This window comes from Pseudoalteromonas sp. SiA1, from assembly GCF_018732205.1.
Classification (GTDB): domain Bacteria; phylum Pseudomonadota; class Gammaproteobacteria; order Enterobacterales; family Alteromonadaceae; genus Pseudoalteromonas; species Pseudoalteromonas tetraodonis.
Genome location: NZ_CP076084.1, coordinates 130,001 through 146,771 on the forward strand (window position 1 = coordinate 130,001; position 16,771 = coordinate 146,771).

At 42.1% G+C, this 16,771-nt stretch carries 12 protein-coding genes, 3 tRNA genes, 2 rRNA genes and 1 pseudogene (1 of these 18 only partly in view); 13 read left to right on the forward strand and 5 right to left on the reverse strand.

Annotation, left to right across the window (positions count from 1 at the left end):
- Together KK487_RS00625 and rrf are read left to right on the forward strand one after the other, a co-directional pair.
- A 23S ribosomal RNA gene (locus KK487_RS00625) occupies positions 1-2,342 on the forward strand; it begins 544 nt to the left of the window's first position.
- 136 nt (positions 2,343-2,478) lie between these two features.
- A 5S ribosomal RNA gene (rrf, locus tag KK487_RS00630) occupies positions 2,479-2,593 on the forward strand.
- A 418-nt stretch (positions 2,594-3,011) separates the two neighbouring features.
- Here the strand turns inward: rrf and KK487_RS00635 are convergent.
- Genes KK487_RS00635 through uvrD form a run of 4 tightly spaced genes read right to left on the reverse strand, consistent with a single transcriptional unit; the run spans position 3,012 to position 9,252 of the window.
- Positions 3,012-3,869: a chemotaxis protein gene (locus tag KK487_RS00635; protein ID WP_033102752.1), complete on the reverse strand. Its 858-nt coding sequence runs from the start codon at positions 3,867-3,869 to the stop codon at positions 3,012-3,014.
- Positions 3,870-3,925: 56 nt separating this feature from the next.
- On the reverse strand, positions 3,926-5,050 hold the full coding sequence (locus tag KK487_RS00640; RefSeq protein ID WP_016899588.1) for an ABC transporter substrate-binding protein: 1,125 nt from the start codon (positions 5,048-5,050) through the stop codon (positions 3,926-3,928).
- The gene (locus tag KK487_RS00645) at positions 5,019-7,109 is read right to left on the reverse strand and encodes a GNAT family N-acetyltransferase (protein WP_036955614.1); all 2,091 of its coding nucleotides are present in this window, start codon (positions 7,107-7,109) and stop codon (positions 5,019-5,021) included. The genes KK487_RS00640 and KK487_RS00645 overlap by 32 nt, the downstream gene beginning before the upstream one ends.
- Positions 7,087-9,252 carry a DNA helicase II gene (uvrD, locus tag KK487_RS00650; RefSeq protein ID WP_008108265.1) on the reverse strand — a complete coding sequence of 722 codons (2,166 nt, stop codon included), beginning with the start codon at positions 9,250-9,252 and terminating at the stop codon, positions 7,087-7,089. The genes KK487_RS00645 and uvrD overlap by 23 nt, the downstream gene beginning before the upstream one ends.
- A gap of 315 nt (positions 9,253-9,567) precedes the next feature.
- On the opposite strand from uvrD, the gene KK487_RS00655 reads away from it, so the two are divergent.
- From KK487_RS00655 to KK487_RS00665, 3 genes are all read left to right on the forward strand, one after another.
- A complete protein-coding gene (locus KK487_RS00655) occupies positions 9,568-9,792 on the forward strand; it encodes a hypothetical protein (RefSeq protein ID WP_036955616.1) in 225 nt (74 codons plus the stop codon).
- A gap of 123 nt (positions 9,793-9,915) precedes the next feature.
- The gene (locus KK487_RS00660; protein ID WP_033102747.1) at positions 9,916-10,284 is read left to right on the forward strand and encodes a YacL family protein; all 369 of its coding nucleotides are present in this window, start codon (positions 9,916-9,918) and stop codon (positions 10,282-10,284) included.
- Between the two features lie 52 nt (positions 10,285-10,336).
- The gene (locus KK487_RS00665) at positions 10,337-10,963 is read left to right on the forward strand and encodes a dUTP diphosphatase (protein ID WP_013463757.1); all 627 of its coding nucleotides are present in this window, start codon (positions 10,337-10,339) and stop codon (positions 10,961-10,963) included.
- Between the two features lie 314 nt (positions 10,964-11,277).
- On the opposite strand, the gene yrfG is transcribed toward KK487_RS00665, so the two are convergent.
- Complete coding sequence (yrfG, locus tag KK487_RS00670) at positions 11,278-11,925, reverse strand: GMP/IMP nucleotidase (protein WP_036955619.1); 648 nt, start codon at positions 11,923-11,925, stop codon at positions 11,278-11,280.
- A 286-nt stretch (positions 11,926-12,211) separates the two neighbouring features.
- Here yrfG and nudE point away from each other — a divergent pair, with 286 nt between their 5' ends.
- From nudE to KK487_RS00710, 8 genes and pseudogenes are all read left to right on the forward strand, one after another.
- Positions 12,212-12,784 (forward strand): ADP compounds hydrolase NudE, encoded by a 573-nt coding sequence (gene nudE / locus KK487_RS00675; protein WP_024601288.1) that lies wholly within the window; start codon positions 12,212-12,214, stop codon positions 12,782-12,784.
- Positions 12,777-13,574: a 3'(2'),5'-bisphosphate nucleotidase CysQ gene (gene cysQ / locus KK487_RS00680; RefSeq protein ID WP_013463760.1), complete on the forward strand. Its 798-nt coding sequence runs from the start codon at positions 12,777-12,779 to the stop codon at positions 13,572-13,574. The genes nudE and cysQ overlap by 8 nt, the downstream gene beginning before the upstream one ends.
- Before the next feature lie 141 nt (positions 13,575-13,715).
- Positions 13,716-13,792: transfer RNA gene (locus KK487_RS00685), tRNA-Met, on the forward strand.
- Positions 13,793-13,874: 82 nt separating this feature from the next.
- Positions 13,875-13,951, forward strand: a tRNA-Met gene (locus KK487_RS00690).
- A 67-nt stretch (positions 13,952-14,018) separates the two neighbouring features.
- Positions 14,019-14,095: transfer RNA gene (locus KK487_RS00695), tRNA-Met, on the forward strand.
- Positions 14,096-14,426: 331 nt separating this feature from the next.
- Positions 14,427-15,041 (forward strand): trimeric intracellular cation channel family protein, encoded by a 615-nt coding sequence (locus KK487_RS00700; protein WP_024601286.1) that lies wholly within the window; start codon positions 14,427-14,429, stop codon positions 15,039-15,041.
- Between the two features lie 34 nt (positions 15,042-15,075).
- A pseudogene (locus tag KK487_RS00705) lies at positions 15,076-15,741 on the forward strand (magnesium chelatase domain-containing protein); the annotation flags it as partial.
- Between the two features lie 32 nt (positions 15,742-15,773).
- Positions 15,774-16,469 (forward strand): endonuclease, encoded by a 696-nt coding sequence (locus KK487_RS00710; protein ID WP_215521881.1) that lies wholly within the window; start codon positions 15,774-15,776, stop codon positions 16,467-16,469.
- The last annotated feature ends 302 nt before the right edge of the window (positions 16,470-16,771 follow it).

Below are 16,771 nucleotides of genomic sequence, written 5' to 3' on the forward strand. Positions count from 1 at the left end.
GCGTACCTTTTGTATAATGGGTCAGCGACTTATATTTTGTAGCGAGGTTAACCGATTAGGGTAGCCGTAGGGAAACCGAGTCTTAACTGGGCGAATAGTTGCAAGGTATAGACCCGAAACCCGGTGATCTAGCCATGGGCAGGTTGAAGGTTGAGTAACATCAACTGGAGGACCGAACCCACTAACGTTGAAAAGTTAGGGGATGACCTGTGGTTAGGAGTGAAAGGCTAATCAAACCGGGAGATAGCTGGTTCTCCCCGAAATCTATTTAGGTAGAGCCTCGGACGAATACTTACGGGGGTAGAGCACTGTTAAGGCTAGGGGTCATCCCGACTTACCAACCCTTTGCAAACTCCGAATACCGTAAAGTAATATCCGGGAGACACACGGCGGGTGCTAACGTCCGTCGTGAAGAGGGAAACAACCCAGACCGCCAGCTAAGGTCCCAAAGTCATAGTTAAGTGGGAAACGATGTGGAAAGGCCCAGACAGCCAGGAGGTTGGCTTAGAAGCAGCCATCCTTTAAAGAAAGCGTAATAGCTCACTGGTCGAGTCGGTCTGCGCGGAAGATGTAACGGGGCTAAACTATGCACCGAAGCTGCGGATTCAAAATTTATTTTGAGTGGTAGGGGAGCGTTCTGTAAGCGGTTGAAGGTGTACCGGGAGGTATGCTGGACGTATCAGAAGTGCGAATGCTGACATGAGTAACGATAATGCGGGTGAAAAACCCGCACGCCGGAAGACCAAGGGTTCCTATCCCATGTTAATCAGGGTAGGGTAAGTCGACCCCTAAGGCGAGGCCGAAAGGCGTAGTCGATGGGAAACGGATTAATATTTCCGTACTTGGTATAATTGCGATGGGGGGACGGAGCAGGCTAAGCAAGCATGGCGATGGTAGTCCATGTGAAAGTGTGTAGGCTAGTGACTTAGGTAAATCCGGGTTACTGTTAGGCTGAGACACGAGACGAGTCACCAAGGTGATGAAGTTGCTGATGCCATACTTCCAGGAAAAGCCTCTAAGCTTCAGATTATACCGAATCGTACCCCAAACCGACACAGGTGGTCAGGTAGAGAATACTAAGGCGCTTGAGAGAACTCGGGTGAAGGAACTAGGCAAAATCGTACCGTAACTTCGGGAGAAGGTACGCTCCGATTGGTGATGAGACTTGCTCTTTAAGCTGATTGGAGCCGCAGTGACCAGGTGGCTGGGACTGTTTATTAAAAACACAGCACTGTGCAAAATCGCAAGATGACGTATACGGTGTGACACCTGCCCGGTGCCGGAAGGTTAATTGATGGGGTTATCTTCGGAGAAGCTCTTGATCGAAGCCCCGGTAAACGGCGGCCGTAACTATAACGGTCCTAAGGTAGCGAAATTCCTTGTCGGGTAAGTTCCGACCTGCACGAATGGTGTAACCATGGCCACGCTGTCTCCACCCGAGACTCAGTGAAATTGAAATCGCAGTGAAGATGCTGTGTACCCGCGGCTAGACGGAAAGACCCCGTGAACCTTTACTACAGCTTGGCACTGAACATTGAACCTACATGTGTAGGATAGGTGGGAGACTTAGAAGCAGAGACGCTAGTTTTTGTGGAGTCGTCCTTGAAATACCACCCTTGTAGTTTTGATGTTCTAACGTTGGCCCCTGAATCGGGGTTACGGACAGTGCCTGGTGGGTAGTTTGACTGGGGCGGTCTCCTCCCAAAGAGTAACGGAGGAGCACGAAGGTTGGCTAAGTACGGTCGGACATCGTACGGTTAGTGTAATGGTAGAAGCCAGCTTAACTGCGAGACAGACACGTCGAGCAGGTACGAAAGTAGGTCATAGTGATCCGGTGGTTCTGAATGGAAGGGCCATCGCTCAACGGATAAAAGGTACTCCGGGGATAACAGGCTGATACCGCCCAAGAGTTCATATCGACGGCGGTGTTTGGCACCTCGATGTCGGCTCATCACATCCTGGGGCTGAAGTCGGTCCCAAGGGTATGGCTGTTCGCCATTTAAAGTGGTACGCGAGCTGGGTTTAGAACGTCGTGAGACAGTTCGGTCCCTATCTGCCGTGGGCGTTTGAGAATTGAGAGGGGTTGCTCCTAGTACGAGAGGACCGGAGTGAACGAACCGCTGGTGTTCGGGTTGTCATGCCAATGGCATTGCCCGGTAGCTACGTTCGGAACTGATAAGCGCTGAAAGCATCTAAGCGCGAAGCAGGCCTCGAGATGAGTTCTCACTAGACTTTTAAAGTCTCTGAAGGGCCGTTGAAGACTACAACGTTGATAGGCAAGATGTGGAAGTGGTGTGAGCCATTAAGCTAACTTGTACTAATTACCCGTGAGGCTTAACCATACAACGCCAAACGCGTTTTATGTGATAGTGAAACAAGCGAAGAAGTTAATATAACTAAAGTAGATACTTGAAGACTTTATTATCAGAAATTCCAAATTTTAGTAAGGTCGATTAAATCGAACTTACACCAAATTTGCTTGGTGACAATAGCGTTTTGGACCCACCTGACCCCATGCCGAACTCAGCAGTGAAACGAAACAGCGCCGATGATAGTGTAGCATTTGCTATGTGAAAGTAGGACATTACCAGGCTCCAAACAAGAGAAACCCGTTACAGCGATGTAACGGGTTTTTTGTTGTCTGCAGGAAAGTATAAAGACTCAAAGCCAAGACCTCGCACCGAACTCAGTAGTGGCCGCTCTTGCACATCCTGTACTCCACGGCATTCGTATTCCTATACATCAAACAAAACAGCGCGAAGGCAAGCCCTGCACAAGGTCGCCCCGACACAATAATATTATCCCATTTGCTATGTGGCTCTCTAGCGCTGTGGGCACTACGACATCACCAGGCTCCAAATTAAAGAAAGCCCGACTAGCAATAGTCGGGCTTTTTTACGTCTGCAGAAAAGTGAAAATGCAGCTGAAAGGTAAAAGTAAAAGAATAAGCGCCTAAAGCCTACTAACCGAACTTTTGTTATTAAGTGTTGTTTATATAACAAATAATTAGCTTAGAACAGTCCATAGGCTTCGGTTTCTTGCTCTTGTGTGTTGTTAGAAGCTTGAAGTTCTTTGGGTTTAAATATAGCGCTTGGATCAATAAGTACGCTGTGTTTATCGGCTAGCTTAATTAATCCATGCATCATATTTCTTGTTTGTGGATCAATATCAAAGCCTATTTCAGTCAACTTATCGAGAGGTTTTATATCTTCTTGTCTATATTCAATATTATCTTCTACTTTATCAACTAATAAGCCAACATGCGGGGTCATTCCATCTTTTGTTGTAAAAACAATAATCGGTTTATAGTCTAAGGTTATTTGCTCTTTGGCTGATTCAAATAAGCGCTCTAATTGGATCAGCTCATGGCGCTTTACAATTTCAAGCTGTATGAGGACTTGTTTACTATTTTTTTGTTTATGTACTTTAATAGTGTCTTCTACTTTTTGTAAAAGTGATTTAAACGGCTCATTAAAGCGTGACATCGTACTTTTTAATTCGTCGTTATCGGTTTTAAATTCCATATAAAATTGTTCAAAGTCAGCAAGCTCACATTGACTCGTATTTAACGAATTTTGCGAACTTAGTAACGCTTGTTCTAATTGATTAAACCACGTATTGAGTTGTTTTTGCCAAGATTTAAGTTGCTTTAACGCATCTCGGTTACTGTGCTCTGTAGACACGCCATTTAAAATTATTCCTAAGTCAAATACTGGGGTTGGGATCCCCATATAATCTTTAACGCCTAGGAAGCTCTTGTTATCGTTAGGCAGCACCGTGAGGTTATTATGAAATTGTTCCGTTAATAAGATATCAAGAATCTTAAGTGAAATGGTTTTATAACCCACTTTAAAATTAATTAAGTCCATGGCTTCCTCACATACTAAGTTTGTATACTAAGGATAGAACAATATTTGCAAGGTATTTATTTATTCACATAATAAGAGCGATAAACATTACGTTTATTGTTGTTTTCAGTATTTATGAATAACTTTTGGATAAGTGTATCGGTTACTAATAAAGAATTAAGCTCATTCATCAGGCAGGATTGCTGAAGGGGGAATTGACAGTTTTTCGCTGCTTTGCTAAATGCCATAGCGTTAATATAACCCTCAAAATGAAGACGACTCGGTTTTTTAATGTTGCTCGCTTGCATATCGGCTAAAAACTCAGTACAAAAATTATCGTTACAATTTAGTGGGTTTGGAACAATCTCCGTTACCATAATATGTGAGGGTGAGTTTACTTCATCAAATAAGTCAAAGCTGGGTACAAACGAAACGCTAGTATATTCAGGATTAAACCCTTGCTTTTGGGCGCTATTAATAAACTCAGAGAGTGGTTCATAAGTGCCGACTAAACAGATTGCCGTAACTCCGCTTAATTTTAAGGTATTAAGTGCTGACTCCACATCTTGGCTATTGCGTTTGTAGCGAGCAACTATTACCGGTGTAAGGTTATATTTAGCGAGTGCTTCTCTTAGTCCTGATTCTACATATAAGCCAAATTCGTCAGCCTGTATAAACAGCCCTATTTTAGTATGTTTATGCTCTTCAACGAGGTATTTGATTTGTTCTTGTGCTTCGTCGTTATAGCTTGCTCTTAAGTTAAATGCTTTAACTGACGGTTTTTCACGTAGAAAGCTCGCCCCGCTAAAAGGCATTAAGAACGGAATTTTTGATTGTTCTAGTAAAGGTATAATTGCATGGCTGGTTGGGGTACCCATGGCACCAAACAGGGCATCAACTTTATTTGTGTAAATAAACTCACGAGTATTATTAACGGTTTGTTTGGGTTCATAGTGATCGTCAGCAACTAAAAGTAGCACCTTAGCGCCATTAATGCCGCCAGCGTTATTAACTTTGTCAAAATAAACGCTGCTACCTTTATGTAACTGTTGGCCAATATTTTTAGCAGGGCCAGTCAGTGCAGTAGACATGCCCAGTTTAATTACTTTGTTGTTGGTTTGCTCGGCATGCGCGAAAGTTTGCCCAAGCACTAATGCTATAAGGACAATGTTAAGGTTTGCTATTATGCGAAATGCGCTCATACCAATTATTTACAGCCTTTTTAAATAATGTATTAAATGACTTTGTGCCATTCAAACCTAACTGACTTTGGATATTTTTCGGTGTCCAATTTTGTAATACTAGCCTAATAAAAACATATTGGAAATTATCGTCATCGGTTGGCAAGCTATACGGCAATGCCCAAAAACGTCGCCAGAGCAATGGTTTTATATTAAAAAGCTGGTAGTCACTTGTTAACATAGACTTTAATCTTAATTGCTCAGTGATACTGCCAGTATGAGTATTAAAATGAGAGACAATTTTCGCGACCAGTTGATAATCAAGCTGACTATAGTGATCGAGTAGTTGCAAAGGGAAATCGGCTTCAAACTGTGCTACTAATTGCTCTACTAGTTGGTCACTTTTAGTTAAGCTTTTAACAACTAATGCACTGTGCTCGCCCGTTGCCTTATCTTTTTGAAAACCGAGTTTAACTAAATCAAAGCCATTACTTTGCCAAAAACTGAGTAATTGCGCATTGCCACCAAAGCTGGCACCAAACCAATGACACTCGCTCTGCAATTGCTGTTCACAGTATTTAAGTAACTGTGTGCCTATTTTTTTGTTGTGATGCTGTGGATCAATGGCAATACGCACCACGCGGGCGCAGTGTTGTTTTAAAACATCAGCATTAAAACTCAATTGTGCTAACGTTTGTGCCATTAAGTGACCTTGAGGCCTGCGCTTTCCTTGTGCTATTTCATTGCTCATGGCGGCATTAAACCCACCTTCAATCGCAATTAAACAGACACCGAGAATATTATCACCTTGTTGGCAAACAAATACATGTTGTTTAGTGGCGTCTAGTAAGTGGCGTAAATCATTCACACTGGTTTGATAATGTGCCAGCGTTAGCAACCCAATCACTTGATAAAGTAGTGACTCGTTACTAGCAAGTTGATGTGCCTGTAATTGCTTAAATTGCAAAGGGGTAGAGTGTAAGGTGACGCTGTGATGTTCAGCATCTAAGGCTAATAACGTGCGAATGTGCAGCTCTAATGGATCCTGCTTTGCAAAGCGAATAGGCTGCTCAAGAGTCATACTGCGCATATTTTTAAAATGCGTTTTAATGTAGCGAGTAAACTTTAGAATATAGCCGCGACCATTGCCTTCATAGCCAACCATGGTGCTTGAAAATACCACGCGAGGATAAAGGTGGAGTAGTTTTATGAGCATTGGAACAGGGATTGCTGCTGCTTCATCAATTAATAGCAAGTCACACTCAGGCTGTTCGTTAAGTAGTTGATCAGGTGCAATATATTGCATGTTTGCAATGCATTTATTGCCTGCTTGATACTCCAAATTAAGTGCGTTTGCTAAATGTTTAAAGCTGCTGTGCAATGCGCGAAATTGCATAGAGCTGATGAGGATTTTTTTATCGCTGAGCTCGCTTGCGGCAATCCCTAATGCCGCTGATTTTCCCCGTCCTCGATCAGCATTAATCAATAATGGTCTATTTGCCCGTCCGTGCGCGGTTTTTTTTATTAATTCAACACATTGTTGTTGCTCGGTAAAATCTATTGTACCTGCTGATGAATCAATGTCGGCAAGAGTAACCCAGCCATCTTGTTGATTAAAATGTAATAAGGAGGCGTTGCTCAGTAAGTGCTTTAAGCGTTGATTAAAAAAGCTGTATTGATGCGCTTGTCCAAATGATTGAAATAATGGCAGCGCAGGATCGCACCAATGTTCAAGTGATTCGAGCGGTGGAAGTAATACAATTAAAAAGCCACCCGCTTGAACTACGCCAGCTAAGGCTGCTAGTTTATCTGGCACCAGTCCACTGTAGCCATCATAAACAGCATGGGCGCACTCTTGCCCTAAAATTTGATGGGTATGCTCTGGCCAATGTGCATTAACTAAATTTGTGTTTTTAGAAAGAACAAAAGAGGGTTGCTGTAATTGAGCAAGCAGCTGAGTGCATTGCTCATAACACCAATTTTTATCGCCTGTAAGCAACAGTAACTGACGATGTTTAGCATTCGTTAGCTGCTGTTGCAGATGCTCTATAACGCGGTTAAACGGCTTGTAGTCTTGCATAAGCTGTTACTAACCACTTACTACCTAAGTCGTCAAAGTTAACTTGTACTCGCGATTGTGCGCCACTGCCTTCGTAATTAAGCACCGTACCAATGCCAAATTTTGCATGTAGCACCCGTTGACCTAAATTAAACCCGCTTTCTTCAAAGGCGGCATGGCTAACCGATGCACTAAAGCGACCAGCTGCTGGCGGGCGAGAAACCTGGGTTTTAATGCGAATTTCTTCTACGCAGTCTTCGGGTATTTCACGTAAAAAACGCGATGGGCTGTGGTATTTTTCTTGACCATATAAACGGCGGCTTTCTGCGTGGCTTATATACAGTTTATCCATAGCACGGGTCATACCTACATAACAAAGGCGGCGTTCTTCTTCTAAACGGCCCGTTTCTTCATTACTTTGTTGTGATGGGAACATGCCCTCTTCAACACCGACCATAAATACCAGCGGAAACTCTAAGCCTTTAGCTGAGTGAAGCGTCATCATTTGTACCGCATCTTCATGTTCATCAGCTTGCCCTTCACCTGATTCAAGCGAGGTGTAGGCTAAAAAGCCTTGTAGTGGTGAACTGAATTCTTCCTCTTCAGGGAGTTCATATTGATCGCAGGCGCTAATTAATTCTTCTAAGTTTTCAACCCGAGCACGGCCTTTTTCACCTTTTTCAGCCTGATACATTGCCATTAACCCTGAGGTTTGAATGGCATATTTAGCCTGCTCGTGCAGCGTTAAGTCACTAATCTTATCTTCAATATGTTCAATTAACTCAACAAACTTGGCAACAGCTCCAGAAGCGCGACCCGATAAATGCTGTTGCTCTACAATGGCTTTAGCAGCATACCAAAGCGGCAAAGATTCAGCGCGAGCGCAGTCACGTATATGGCTTAATGTTTTATCGCCAATGCCGCGGGCGGGCGTATTAATAACTCGCTCAAATGCCGCATCATCTTGGCGGTTACCCACTAAGCGTAAGTATGAAAGAGCATCTTTAATTTCTTGCCGTTCGAAGAATCGCATACCGCCATAAATTCGGTATTTTAAACCTTCTTGTAGCATTGCTTCTTCAAGTACCCGCGATTGCGCATTACTACGATATAAAATAGCCGCATCTTGAAGTGCATTACCCGCATTAAGCCAGCTACGTAATTTGCTACTCACAAAGCGCGCTTCATCTAGCTCATTAAAAGCAGCATAAATAGAAATAGGTTCACCGTCGTTACCGTCGGTCCATAAACTTTTACCCATTCGCTCGGAGTTATTTTGAATTAACGCGTTTGAGGCTTTAAGAATAGTGGCAGTCGAGCGGTAATTTTGCTCAAGGCGAATCGTCTCTGCGTCGAAATCGGTTAAAAAGCGTTTAATGTTTTCTATTTTTGCGCCGCGCCAACCATAAATACTTTGGTCATCATCGCCTACAATCATGATGCTGCTGGTATCGCCCGCAAGTAATTTTAACCATGCATACTGAATAGTATTGGTATCTTGAAACTCGTCTACAAGCATGTGCGCAAAGCGCTGCTGATAATGACGCAGCAAGGTTGGGTTATTTTTAAGAACCTCATAGCTACGTAGTAATATTTCTGCAAAATCAACTAGGCCCGCTCTATCACAAGCTTCTTGATAGGCCGCGTAAACACGCAGCATCATTTGCTCGTTAATATCGTATGCCTGAATATCTTTAGGGCGCAGAGCTTCATCTTTTTTAGCGCTTATGTACCAACCAAACTGCTTTGCCGGCCATTTTTTATCATCAATATTCATCGATTTTAATAAGCGCTTGATCATACGAAGCTGATCGTCAGAGTCTAAAATTTGAAAGGCTTCTGGTAAGTTTGCTTCACGATGATGTGCACGCAAAATTCGGTGCGATAAACCATGGAAAGTACCAATCCACATGCCGCCTACAGGTGCTTTTAATGTTTCTTCAACCCGTGAGCGCATTTCTTTAGCGGCTTTATTAGTAAAGGTTACCGCAAAAATACTATAGGCAGAGGCTTGTTCTACTTGCATTAACCAGGCAATACGATGAACCAATACTCGAGTTTTACCTGAACCTGCTCCTGCTAATACCAGCATGTTTTGTAATGGCGCTGCAACGGCATCGCGTTGTTTATCATTTAAGCCATCGAGTAATTCTGAAACGTCCATCGTTACGCCTTTTTAATCAATAATGAGAGCAGTATAACAGGTGTTTTTGTTAGGCTAAATAAAATACTGTTTTTATAAACAGCTATTTATAAAATACGTATTTAAGTTGTTGAATAGTTAACAGTATAAACTGAGCAAGTAACTAAAATAGCTATTTAAAATTGCTAATTTGACTTATTTTTGGCAAAAAATACTAAACTGATAAATTCGTAATAATTTAACTGTATGATTTGTAAGCCTTAATAAATTGGCATAAAGTGTGTAAGTATAAATAATAAGTACAAATACAAAATTAATTAAACTACAGAGGTTAGTATGTCTCAACAAGGTTCTGGCGGAAATGTAATCGCCGCTCTATGTAATATTTTTTTCCCAGGTTTAGGGCAGTTGGTTCAGGGTCGTATTTTAGCGGCGCTGGTGTTTGCCATTTTGGTTTTTGGCGGCTACGCGTTATGGTTTTTAGTTGTTCCAGCCATTGTTGGAGCCGTATTCCATTTATGGGCAATTATTGATGCTGCCCGCTATCGCTCAGGCGGTTAGCTATAGTTAGCTATAGTGAGCATACTTTAATAGCGCCTTATGGCGCTATTTTTGTATCTGGCTTTCATTATTCATAGCTGATTAGGTTATAATCTGTTGTATTAGCAGTACTGGAATAAAGTTATGGAATACCAATTCATTCGCGATCCTATTAGTGGGTTAAGAATTAAAATTAGCAGCGAGCACGCGATTATAGGCCGTTGGTTAAATGAAGAAATAGGCAAAGACAAAGTCGCGATGGTGCTGGCACTTATTAGCTCGGTGAGTTCAAGCTTTGAGCCGGTAACACTTAAAGGCCAAGAAATTGATCTGATCCTTTCTAAAGATGAAGCATTATTCGAAGCACATGCGCTGCATCAAGATAACGAAGATATATTAGCCTACCAAGATGATGAACTCATGCTTGAAGAGAATGATTTAAGCAGTGGTTGTGGTTTTGAAGACTTTGTTGACCTGATCAACTCATGGCATGAGTTTTCGGCTGGTCGTTAAGTTATATTATCTGTATTATTACCCTAATTATAAATCCAACAGTGGAACCAATATGTCTGCGAATTTAAACAAACTAGTTGTTATGCTAGAAATGCAAAATGCCATGAATACCAAAGTACATGAGCAATGGTTTAGTCAAGGCTTTGAGTGGTATAGAGCTATTTGGGTTGAATGTGCAGAAATGCTGGATCATTACGGTTGGAAATGGTGGAAAAAACAAACGCCAGATACTGAACAAGTAATTTTAGAGCTGGTTGATATTTTTCATTTTGGTTTATCGCTACGTATCGACGGTGAGACCAGCTACGAGCAAATCGCTACGCAGCTACAAACTCAAATGAGCGCCCCACAGCAAGGCGATGATTTTAAACAAACGCTTGAATTATTAGCGGCCAGTGCGGTTGCCAATAAAACTTTTAACGCGGCTGCTTTTGCCGGTTGTATGGCACAAATCGGTATGGATATTGATGATTTATATCGTGGCTATGTGGGTAAAAATACGCTGAACTTCTTCCGTCAGGATCATGGTTACAAAGAGGGTAGCTACATTAAAGTGTGGCATGGCAAAGAAGATAACGAACACTTAGTTGAAGTAGTTAAAAGCCTTGATACTGAGCATGCAGATTTTGCAAAACAGGTATATCAAGGCTTAGTAGCGCGTTACCCTCAGGGCGAATAAGCCAGGGTCTGTTGACCTTTGCGGATTACAATTTGTTCAAACTAGGGGCGGTTTAATCGCGACGCGAGGTTTGTAACCTAGTGGGCTAAGTAAAAACCGAGCAAAGCTTCCGCGTCCTGCTCACGCCCCTTACCTACATCCATGTAGGCAACAAAGAGTAAATCGCCCCTAGGCAGAACCCTTCGGGCAGCGCCTGTTTGGCATTGATGCTGCGTTATCGCCTATTTATGGGGAATAACCACACCACATAGGCTCTGCCTTGCCTAAATACCAAACAGACTGCTGCAAATTTAACCTTGAAAGATCAACAGACCCTAAATAAGCTTACGGTAATCGGTGACGCTTAAGTAATCGGTTATATCGTTATGTGGTTGCTGGCTATTCGGGTTAGCAACCGCAAGTAAATGCTCAATGCCGTATTCTCGAGCGGCATTTAATACCGGTAAGCTGTCATCTACAAATAATGTGCGGCGTTTATCAAACCCTAAATCCCCTTGAACCTTATGCCACAAACTTTGTTGCTCTTTACTTACCCCATATTCATGCGTTGACACCACTCCGTCTAAATAATTATCAATAGCGGTATGTTCAAATTTGAGCATGACGCATTCAGGATGAGCATTGGTAAGTAAAATGAGTTCTTTACCTGCACGTCGAAGTTCCGTTAAAAAATGCGGAACGTCTTCACGAATTTTGATTAAGTGAGCAGACTGGCGCTTTAGTTCGAGAATAGGTAAGTTTAGCTGTGCTTCCCAATAGTCAGAGCAGTACCACTGAATTTTGCCACTCACAGCCTGATAGCGTTTTAAGATATCTGCGCGGGCTTCCTCAAAACTGATATTTTGAGCCAGAGCATGTTGTTGTGGAACAACATTGAGCCAAAAGTCAGTGTCGTAATGTAAATCAAGTAAAGTCCCGTCCATGTCGAGTAATACAGTATCGATTTTTGACCAATTGAGCATGATATATCCTTGTGGAAATTGAGGCGTTAAATGACTACGTTGCGATGAAATGCTTGCAAGCGAAATATAATGGGCTCTGTTAATTGAACTATAAAAACATATACCCAATGATGAAATATTAAGGGCGAATTCAATAACGCCAGATAAATATTTAACCTTAACTACGGGTAAGATATTTTATGATTAATTCTGCATTTAAATTGCTTTTAATTCAAACTGAAACTCGCATCTTATACTCATTTGGGTATATGATTAGTATAACTGCAATGATAGCAAATTGATGCCCATGACACAGAAAAAGCACCCAACACCACCACAAATTCTCAGTAATAATGTTGTCGCTAAAAGTCGCTTATTTACTGTGGAGTCTTTAGAACTAAAATTTTCAAATGACGAAGAGCGTCAGTATGAACGAATTCGCGGCGGTGGCCGTGGAGCCGTTATGATTGTACCCATCACAGCTGAAAACGAACTACTACTCGTTCGAGAGTATTGCGCCGGCACCAATGACTATCAGTTAGGTTTCCCTAAAGGATTAATTGACCCCGGTGAAACACCTGAGCAAGCGGCAAACCGAGAGCTCAAAGAAGAAATTGGCTTTGGTGCAGAATACTTTGAAGCACTTAAAACGGTCACTATGGCGCCTAGTTATTTCAATGCCACTATGCATATTCTCTTTGCTAAAGATTTATACCCTGAAACCCTATTAGGTGATGAGCCAGAGCCATTAGTGCTTGTTAAATGGCCACTTGCGCAGTGGCAGTCGCTATTAGAACAACCTGACTTTACTGAAGCACGTAGTGTTGCCGCTCTGCTATTATTAGATAAGTACTTAGCCTCAGGAGCGACTAATGGATAAATTACTTGAACCATGCATAACACTTGCCCAAAGTGCAGGTGATGCAATTATGGCTATTTATAAAAAAGATGATATTGGTCAACAAGAAAAATCAGACAATACGCCAGTTACTAAAGCAGATTTAGCCGCAAACGATGTACTTGTTGCTGGCTTAAAAGCGCTAGCTCCCGATATTCCTATTATGTCAGAAGAGACGCCGATCCCAGCATTGGAAGACAGGCAGCACTGGCAACGCTATTGGCTGCTTGATCCGATGGATGGCACCGGTGAATTTATATTAGAAAGCGGCGACTTTGCCGTTAATATTGCGCTGATAGAAAATAATCATCCTGTATTGGGAGTGATTCATTGGCCAGCAAAAGACGTGACCTATTTTGCTACCGCTAATAATGGGGCGTTTAAGCGTAAAGGCGAGCATGATAAACAAATATTTGTAGCGCCTCCCGAAAGTTTAACTTTGGCTGTAAGCCGCCGCCAAAAGATAGAAGCCGTGAGTCAGTATTTAAATGCGCAATTTGCAACGGTGGCTTTAGGCTCATGTTCGCTTAAAGCTTGTATTGTTGCTGAAGGTAAAGCTGACTGCTTTTTAAGAATTGGTCCCACTGGTGAATGGGACACTGGCGCATCACAAGTAATAGTTGAAGAGGCGGGGGGGTGTATTACCGATGCTGAGTTTAACCCTCTGACCTATAACCAAAGGGAAAGCACAGAAAACCCAGACTTTATTGTTATGGGGCATCCCGATTGGGAGTGGCAAAAAATGATAAACCCACATCAGCGATTAGTGTAATAACCGCCTTTTGATGAGTTTTTGTTCACTTAAACGTTTTTAATTAGTAAAACCTTGCATTATAGGTTTATTCCTATATTATAGCGCTCTCTTCGAAACAGGCTTGTGAATAACACGATACTGTTACAAAGAAATTACAGGCGCGGGATGGAGCAGCCTGGTAGCTCGTCGGGCTCATAACCCGAAGGTCGTCGGTTCAAATCCGGCTCCCGCAACCAATTTCCTTTAGAGGTTTTAGGTTACTGTAAACTCTAACTTAAGAGATTAAATTAAGTAGTCGATAGACTTAAAATATACAGGCGCGGGATGGAGCAGCCTGGTAGCTCGTCGGGCTCATAACCCGAAGGTCGTCGGTTCAAATCCGGCTCCCGCAACCAATTTCCTTTAGAGGATTGGAAGCCAAGTTGTAATGTAAGCAACTATAAATAAATCTGCAATTTCAGGCGCGGGATGGAGCAGTCTGGTAGCTCGTCGGGCTCATAACCCGAAGGTCGTTGGTTCAAATCCGGCTCCCGCAACCACTGAAATAACATGTTTTATTAAATCGACACTCTACAAGAGTGTTTTTTTATGTCTGAAATTCAGTGCGTCTAAAAGCGCGTCGACTCAGCTCTCCATTAGCCAGCAAAGGTCGTTGGTTCAAATCCGGCTCCCGCAACCACTGAAATAACATGTTTTATTAAATCGACATGCCTAAAGCGTGTTTTTTTATGCCTAAAATTCATATTCCCTCACGCTATTTTTAACACGTATTTCTGCTGTTCTTTTCTAATTCTACTTTTTGAAAGTGTTATTGCTGAATATTTAGTATGCTATGCGTTAAACTCTTTAAAACTTTTTGTTATCAAAATTATGACTGAACTCTATCACTGGTTTGATTTAATTGGCGTAGCGGTATTTGCTATATCGGGCACCTTGGTTGCCTATGAAAAGAAAATGGATGGCTTTGGTGTGGTTGTGCTTGCAACCGTTACGGCTATTGGCGGCGGTACTGTTCGCGATGTGATACTCGATCAACCCGTGTTTTGGTTACACGATCAAAGCTACTTCTATGCTATTTTAGCCGCAGTGCTTGTTACAACACGACTGATCAATAAACAAAAATCGATTCCTTATTATGTTTTACAAACAGCCGATGCATTTGGTTTAGCCTTTTTTGCGGTAATGGGAGCACAAAAAGCGCAATTGGCCGGTATGCCTGATATGACGGTTATTATTATGGCGGTGATCACCCCCTGTTTTGGTGGATTGATTCGCGATGTGCTTGCCCGCGATATTCCTATGCTGCTCAAAGGTGAGCTCTATGCTATTACCTGTATTGCTGGTGGTATTGTGTATACCTTAGCTATAAACCTATCTTTAACGGTGGAAGTGGCGATGATCTTGAGTATGTTAATGACCTTATTGCTGCGCTTTTCGGCCATTAAATGGAAGATTATATTACATGTTTTTAAATATCCTGACTAAACTGGTTTAATACAGCAGTTAACTAGGATAAGGAATGTCGTTAGCCCGTATATTTTCTCGCGCACAAGTAGGAATTAATGCCCCCGAGGTTATGGTTGAAGTGCATTTAGGGAATGGTTTACCTGCATTTCATATTGTCGGCTTACCCGAAGCATCGGTTAAAGAGGCCAAGGATAGAGTACGCAGCGCTCTTGAAAACTCTCAATTTGGATTTCCCGATCAACGTATCACCGTTAATTTAGCACCTGCCGATTTACCAAAAGACGGCGGGCGGTTTGACCTTGCGATTGCGGTAGGCATTTTGGTCGCATCGGGGCAAATAGTCTGCCCTGATATTCATAAGTATGAGTTTTATGGTGAGCTTGCACTTAATGGTGAAATACGTGCAGTGAATGCTATTTTACCCTCAGTGCTCGGTGCTAAAGAGCAAAACCGTTGTTGCTTTCTTCCTCTTGAAAACGATAGTTTGGCCAGCCTTGTCAGCGGTGTAAAACGAAAAGCGGTAAGCTCTATACAAGAGGTTTGGGGAGACTTACTCAACCAACAACCTTTACCATTAAATATTGCCTACCCTGACTGTACCCAAGCGCCAGACTTTTTACTCGATTTAAGTGATGTAAAAGGCCAACCCGGTGCTAAACGAGTACTAGAAATTGCTGCCGCAGGTGGACATAACCTACTATTTAAATGTCCTAATGGACCCATAATTAATTTACTCCTTAAAGGTCAACAATGAAGTCTTTTTGTCTTTTATTCTTTACGTTAGCCACCAGCTTAGCCCATGGCGCGTATGTTCCTACGTCTTGGTCTGGAGCTAAGGAAGTCGCAAGGGATGAAGTTTATTCTGGATATACGATTACAAAGTATTGTGGTTGTTCGTATGAGCCTAAAGGTGATAGTGGGGGTGTCATAAATACAGCTTCATGTGGTTATGATGGTTCTAAAGCAAAGTATAAAAACGCAATTACAGTCTTAGATTGGGAGCATGTTGTACCAGCTTCTTTAACGCCCGCTAGGCAAATGAATTGTTGGGTTAATGGTAGTCGTAACGAGTGTGAAAGGACTTCCAAAGAGGCTCAAGCCATTATATTTGATTTGCATAATCTTGTTCCCTCTGTAGGGCAGACTAACCGTATAAGGTCAGACTCAAGGTATGGGATTATCGAAGGGGAAGCCAGAAAGCTTGGTCAATGTGATTTTGAGTGGACTAAAGATATCGTAGAGCCTTCTGAGCGGATTCGAGGTGATTTAGCTAGGATATGGCTTTATATGAGTTATAAACATGGTGTGAATCTGTCTGATGAAGAACGCTTAATGTTCCTTAGGTGGTCTCTTAGCGATCCTCCTGATGAATGGGAGTTCATTAGGAACGCTAGGATAAAGGAGCTTCAGGGTAACTCTAACGCTTATGTTGATATGTTTTTATAGTTATTTCAGTTAGTTATATCGCTAAGTGGAACTTGTAATCTAGTTGGCCGAGCCCCTATTATGCATTTTCAGATGATATAATTCCGTGTAGGTATTGTTGGTTAAAACTCTAATACCTATTCATATAAACAAATTATAAGGAGTTATATCATATGAAGGGGATGAATTATTTTTACGTTGATGAGCATGGTGTTGTACATTTTAAGAGGGTTTATGAGAACGATAAAAAGTATGTTTATTTGTTTGAGCATAGGCGTCCTTCTAGTAGAGGAAGGTCAAAAAAGAGTGATAAACCAAATGAA

Coding starts and splice junctions, on each gene's coding strand:
- KK487_RS00635 (WP_033102752.1), bottom strand. CDS start 3,869: ATGGACTTAATTAATTTTAAAGTGGGTTATAAAACCATTTCACTTAAG.
- KK487_RS00640 (WP_016899588.1), bottom strand. CDS start 5,050: ATGAGCGCATTTCGCATAATAGCAAACCTTAACATTGTCCTTATAGCA.
- KK487_RS00645 (WP_036955614.1), bottom strand. CDS start 7,109: ATGCAAGACTACAAGCCGTTTAACCGCGTTATAGAGCATCTGCAACAG.
- uvrD (WP_008108265.1), bottom strand. CDS start 9,252: ATGGACGTTTCAGAATTACTCGATGGCTTAAATGATAAACAACGCGAT.
- KK487_RS00655 (WP_036955616.1), top strand. CDS start 9,568: ATGTCTCAACAAGGTTCTGGCGGAAATGTAATCGCCGCTCTATGTAAT.
- KK487_RS00660 (WP_033102747.1), top strand. CDS start 9,916: ATGGAATACCAATTCATTCGCGATCCTATTAGTGGGTTAAGAATTAAA.
- KK487_RS00665 (WP_013463757.1), top strand. CDS start 10,337: ATGTCTGCGAATTTAAACAAACTAGTTGTTATGCTAGAAATGCAAAAT.
- yrfG (WP_036955619.1), bottom strand. CDS start 11,925: ATGCTCAATTGGTCAAAAATCGATACTGTATTACTCGACATGGACGGG.
- nudE (WP_024601288.1), top strand. CDS start 12,212: ATGACACAGAAAAAGCACCCAACACCACCACAAATTCTCAGTAATAAT.
- cysQ (WP_013463760.1), top strand. CDS start 12,777: ATGGATAAATTACTTGAACCATGCATAACACTTGCCCAAAGTGCAGGT.
- KK487_RS00700 (WP_024601286.1), top strand. CDS start 14,427: ATGACTGAACTCTATCACTGGTTTGATTTAATTGGCGTAGCGGTATTT.
- KK487_RS00710 (WP_215521881.1), top strand. CDS start 15,774: ATGAAGTCTTTTTGTCTTTTATTCTTTACGTTAGCCACCAGCTTAGCC.